General features: G+C 58.4%; 5 protein-coding genes. 1 reads left to right on the plus strand and 4 read right to left on the minus strand.

Annotation, left to right across the window (positions count from 1 at the left end; translation table 11 throughout):
* Positions 1 to 1,286: IS66 family transposase (gene tnpC / locus VBE63_RS25100; RefSeq protein ID WP_323685740.1), on the plus strand; the 1,286-nt coding region annotated here is incomplete at its 5' end.
* Positions 1,287 to 1,450: 164 nt separating this feature from the next.
* On the opposite strand, the gene VBE63_RS25105 is transcribed toward tnpC, so the two are convergent.
* The 4 genes from VBE63_RS25105 to VBE63_RS25120 all read right to left on the minus strand — a co-directional run bounded on the left by VBE63_RS25105 (position 1,451) and on the right by VBE63_RS25120 (position 4,183).
* Positions 1,451 to 1,903, minus strand: a complete 453-nt coding sequence (locus VBE63_RS25105; RefSeq protein ID WP_323685741.1) for a hypothetical protein — start codon at positions 1,901 to 1,903, stop codon at positions 1,451 to 1,453.
* Positions 1,904 to 1,953: 50 nt separating this feature from the next.
* Positions 1,954 to 2,919, minus strand: coding sequence for a hypothetical protein (locus VBE63_RS25110; protein WP_323685742.1), 966 nt, complete (start codon positions 2,917 to 2,919; stop codon positions 1,954 to 1,956).
* 22 nt (positions 2,920 to 2,941) lie between these two features.
* Entirely contained in the window at positions 2,942 to 3,604 is a 663-nt protein-coding gene (locus VBE63_RS25115; protein WP_323685743.1) for a YiiX/YebB-like N1pC/P60 family cysteine hydrolase, read from the minus strand.
* A 390-nt stretch (positions 3,605 to 3,994) separates the two neighbouring features.
* Positions 3,995 to 4,183, minus strand: a complete 189-nt coding sequence (locus VBE63_RS25120) for a hypothetical protein (protein WP_323685744.1) — start codon at positions 4,181 to 4,183, stop codon at positions 3,995 to 3,997.
* Positions 4,184 to 4,465 lie beyond the last annotated feature (282 nt).

A 4,465-nucleotide genomic window follows, 5' to 3' on the forward strand; every position in this document is an offset into this window, starting at 1 on the left:
CCAGCGAGACGCCGTCGAGCACGGCCGATCAAAAGCCGGCCCCCAAGCGCCCCGGACAACGCCCCGGTGCCCCCGGCCATGGTCGCACCCAGACCTTCGCGATCACCCAGGTGGTCGAGCATCATCCCACGCACTGCGCGCGCTGCGGCAGCGACCTCCAAGAGCGAGCTTCCGGCGCCTGCCAGGCCCACCTCGTGCTCGACCTCTGTGACCTGGGTGAAGAGCGCATCGGCTTGGAACTCATCCAGACCCAGCACGCCTATCACGAGCGCACCTGCGGCTGCGGCCATGTGACCCGCGCCGAGCCCGGTCACACGCCAGGCGATCACGCCTGGAGCGTCGCCCTGAGCGAACGTCATCTGGTCGGCCCGCGGCGGCTGAGCTTGATCTGCGCCCTCTCCACCCGGATGCACCTGTCACGTCGGCGCATCCAAGAATTCCTCGGCGACTGGCTCCGCCTCGAGCTCTCGATCGCCACCATTAACCAATGCATCCACGAAGCCGCGCGCGCCCTGGAACCGGTGGTCGAGGAGCCACTGCTCCAGCAGGCGCGTGACAGCGGTCTGCTCCTCGCCGATGAGACCAGCTGGTTCGAGGCCGGCAAGCGGGTGTGGCTGTGGGTCTTCACCTCGGCCACCACGACCGTCTTCACCATCGGGGCGCGCTCCAAGGCGGTCTTGATGAGCGTCCTTGGTCCCCTGTTCAACGGCTGGCTGATGAGCGACGGCTACTGGGCCTATCGCGACCTCGACAACCGCCTGCGCTGTCTAGCGCATGTGCAGCGCAAAGCCCGCGGCTTAGAGGAGAGTCTGGATCGCCAAGCCCGCGCCTTTGGCGAGGCAGTGAGCGGATGCCTCAAGGCGGTCATGGACAGCGTCTACGCCGCCCGTGAGGGACCGCCGCCGATGGACTTGCGTCAACAGCATGCCGAGCAGCTCAACGTGCTGTGGGGCCTGTGTCTGGAGCAAATCAATGCCACGCATGAGAAGACCCAGGCGCTCGCGCGCGAGTTGCTCAATGACTTCGACACCTTCTGGGTGACGCTCGATCATCCTGAGCTGCCGCTGACGAACAATGAAGCCGAAAGAGCGTTGCGGCATTGGGTCATCGCTCGGCGCATCAGTCAGGGCACTCGTACTGCGCAGGGTTCACGCACGGTGGCCGTACTGGCCAGTGTGATCGAGACCTGCCGCAAACGGGGGCTCTCGCCTTGGGACTTCATCACTGAGGCCGTCACTGAGCGCCGGCGCGGTCAGCCTGCTCCGCAGTTGCCCGCAGCCGCTTGAGCCGGCGTTGCCCCGTCTTCAAGCCGGCATCTGGGTGGGGGGTCTGAACGCTTACACCCAAGGGGACCTTGGGTGCGAGGGGAAGGTGCGTCCTGAATACGGAAAAAGGTGCAAATAGTGCGCGAAAACAGTCCCAAACGCGTCCCGATCAGCGGTTCCCAAGTTCAGCGAGGCGGCGCAGTAACTCCAAAAATCTCTGCAATCTTCCAAAAGCCTTCGGCATTTCGTTCCAAGGTAATCGTTTTGAGGCGAACAGCCTTTTCCCGCTGCCGCGGGTACACCACTTCGATTGTTGCCCGCAGTTGATTTTCCGACAACAGCTTGAACGTGCAACTCTTCTCGATTAGCGGCGGTTCGTCCTGAAAGAAGGACTCCATGCCCCTGGAAGGCTGCCAGTATGAAGTAGTGTACAGGATGCTTTTTCCGAGAAAATCCGCATTCTCCTTCCGAATTTCCTCCGAAAGGCACTCCGCTGCGGTGGACCAGTTCTTTGCGTGGATGGCCTTTTGAAACATCCGCATCGTTGCTATAGGAGTGCTCAAATCAATGCGGGTCCCGAAGGGCCACATAGCAAGTCCCATCATAAGCATCATCGTCGGATTCAGAATTACGCCCATGAGCCCCCTCTCGTCTCACCACCAACCGTTCATCTTCAAACGCAGCCTATCTACATGGCTCCATTCCCTTGCTGGCGAACGGCCTCGCGTACCGTCGCTACCTCATCGCGCAGAAGCATTTGACTAAGCCCTCCTTCACTGGCTGACAAACGCATTGCCGCCAAACATCGAAGTTCCCAAAATAGGGCGTTCGTGTCATAGCGATCCCAATCGTTCGTATTCCAATCTCGATAGGGCTTTAATCGCGCGAGCCAGAAATCCACGCTGAAGTAGTCTTCCTCCAGTAGATCGAGGCTGAGCAATTCCTTGGTAGAGAACAGGCGTTCGATCAGTGCGCCTAGCTTTTGACGACCAGACGTATCGCTCTCTCTCATCAATTCCAAAGCCTTCCAGATCGACGCTTTATCATTAATCTTCCACAACGCAGCGAAACCTGCATTCAACGCAGTGAAGTGCACTTGGACCTTCCCGATCGGACAATACGGAGAATTTTGCAGAACCTGCAGAATGGGCTCTGCGCTATCTCTCTGACGCAACTCCCCTAACAGCCACACCAGGGCAGCAATTGGCTGATCGAAGCTTGGAGCATATTCCACAAGCATACGCGACAGCTCTCCATGCAATACGGAGAGATCAGCCTCGCGCTCATTCGCAGATCCGATTCGTTCGCGCAATTCGGCACATAGCTGGGCCATCCGCTCTTTGCTAAACGGCGCCGGATCGCGGTAGGGATAAGATTGTGAGATGATCGCATCTAAAGCCGTACCGATGCTCTTTGGCCGCGCAAGAAAGAGCGAAAATCGTCCGTCGCTCGAGTAGTCGTAACTCACGAGCTCCGCTCGGCTGACCTGGATTTGAGTCTGCGGACGTTCGTGAAAAATTCCTGCAGGTGGTCCCAAGCCAGAATCATTGGCGTACGCAACGCCTTTGTACCCGCTGCCATCTCTTTCCAGTCGCAGAAAGAGGTTGCGAAAGTAGAGATCCCAGAACTGTGCGGCTTTGATAGGTTCGGTCATAGCTCGATCGACATCCAACGGTTCAGGGCTTGTTTGTCCCTCCGCCCCCACTTGCCGAAGTCTTCAGGGTGGCAGCGGGCGTGACGCCGGAGTTCAAACCCATCTGGCACGGGGTAATGTACTCACTGTTGCCACCGGTTCGCTTTCGGAGCTCCGCTTCGATTTTCTTATCTGAAGCAAGTTTTGCTAATTTGGAGTCCTGAGCCGCCATTTTGCGGGCTTCAGCAATCGTTGTCGCGCGGTGGGAACTGTCCATTAGATCTGTCTTCGTCGGCGCCAGATCAACCCCGGCATTCTGAAAGGATTGGTAGACGAAATCGGCGCAATACAGCCGCTTGGGATCGCTATTCCATGGATCCCATAGGTCGAACACATATCCGGGATCGCTGGTCTGGGACATAGCCCATTGGGCCGCCTTTTCCGCCGCTTTGCAATCCTTTGGACGGGCTACCAGTCCGTCCGTGGCATGGTGTCCGCAAAAAAAGTCGTCCACAGTAGTCTCGGCCACGGCCCCTGAAGACCGGCCTGGGTACGCGTCGACGACGACGAGATCTCCGGCGGCGTTCTTTGCCACAATTCCGGCGTGACTATACGGGCATCCGCTGACTTTCGCGAGAAAATCTGATTCCGAATCCCCGGCTTCTCCGCGTAAAACGATGTCTCCCTCCTTCACGTGGTTTTTCATGTCGGCACAATTTGCGGTGTTTGCCGGTGCAGGCGACGCTGGACACGCTGCCACTGCAGCCACGGCGGGAGGGGGAGCTGGTACCGGTGCCGCTGCCGGTGGTGGCGCCACTGCGGCTACAGCGGCATTGTAGTATCCCATCCATTCGGCCCGCAGGGAGCTATCTGCCGCGTCTGTCGTCAACCGACGTCCGCCCAATTCTGGATGAGCATTCCAGAGGCGCTGATTTGCGATTTTTACCGCAGCCCGATCTAAAGCCATAGTTCTTACGTGCCTAGCGTCAGCTTGTCAAAGTTTACCAGTGCCGTCGACCTCCCCATGCAAAAAACCTGGACAGAGAATAGTCTGGCCGGGCTCGACTGACGGCGCGGATACCGTGCGAGCGTAGCGTCACACACTCGGGATCTGCAGCTGCGCTCTCAACCGCAGCACCTGGATCTTTTCTGCGCCACTCCATTCTGCCATTAAGAAAACATCCTTTGCCCACTCAGCATCGGGGAAATCCTTCCCGTACATCACGATCAGGTCGAGAATTGTTGCGAAATCATTGTCCTCCGCAATCTCAAGCCGCGTTGCCATGCGGAGTACGTCCTCGCAGAGCGCAGACACCCTAGGCGGTTCCCAGTCTTTAAGCGGCTCTGGGAAGCGGGCCCGGGCATACCTAGCCAGCTCCCTCTTGCGCAGATCCCCTTCAAGAGCATTGAGTTGCACCGCTCGAATTCTCAACATAAGTTTCCTCGACTGGGCGTAGATTCACAGTATACCGGTCTCATCTGAGAGTTTCTCTCAGGAGCCTAGTGCTTCGCTGTGAAAATCCTGATACCGACCAACCCATCAAGCCGCGAGCGGCTTACCGGTATC

Source organism: Lamprobacter sp., assembly GCF_034860625.1.
GTDB lineage: Bacteria > Pseudomonadota > Gammaproteobacteria > Chromatiales > Chromatiaceae > Lamprobacter.

Bases quoted from the DNA above. Each gene is read 5' to 3' on its own strand.
- VBE63_RS25120 (WP_323685744.1), bottom strand. From the start codon at position 4,183: ATGGCAACGCGGCTTGAGATTGCGGAGGACAATGATTTCGCAACAATT.
- VBE63_RS25110 (WP_323685742.1), bottom strand. From the start codon at position 2,919: ATGACCGAACCTATCAAAGCCGCACAGTTCTGGGATCTCTACTTTCGC.
- VBE63_RS25115 (WP_323685743.1), bottom strand. From the start codon at position 3,604: ATGAAAAACCACGTGAAGGAGGGAGACATCGTTTTACGCGGAGAAGCC.
- VBE63_RS25105 (WP_323685741.1), bottom strand. From the start codon at position 1,903: ATGGGCGTAATTCTGAATCCGACGATGATGCTTATGATGGGACTTGCT.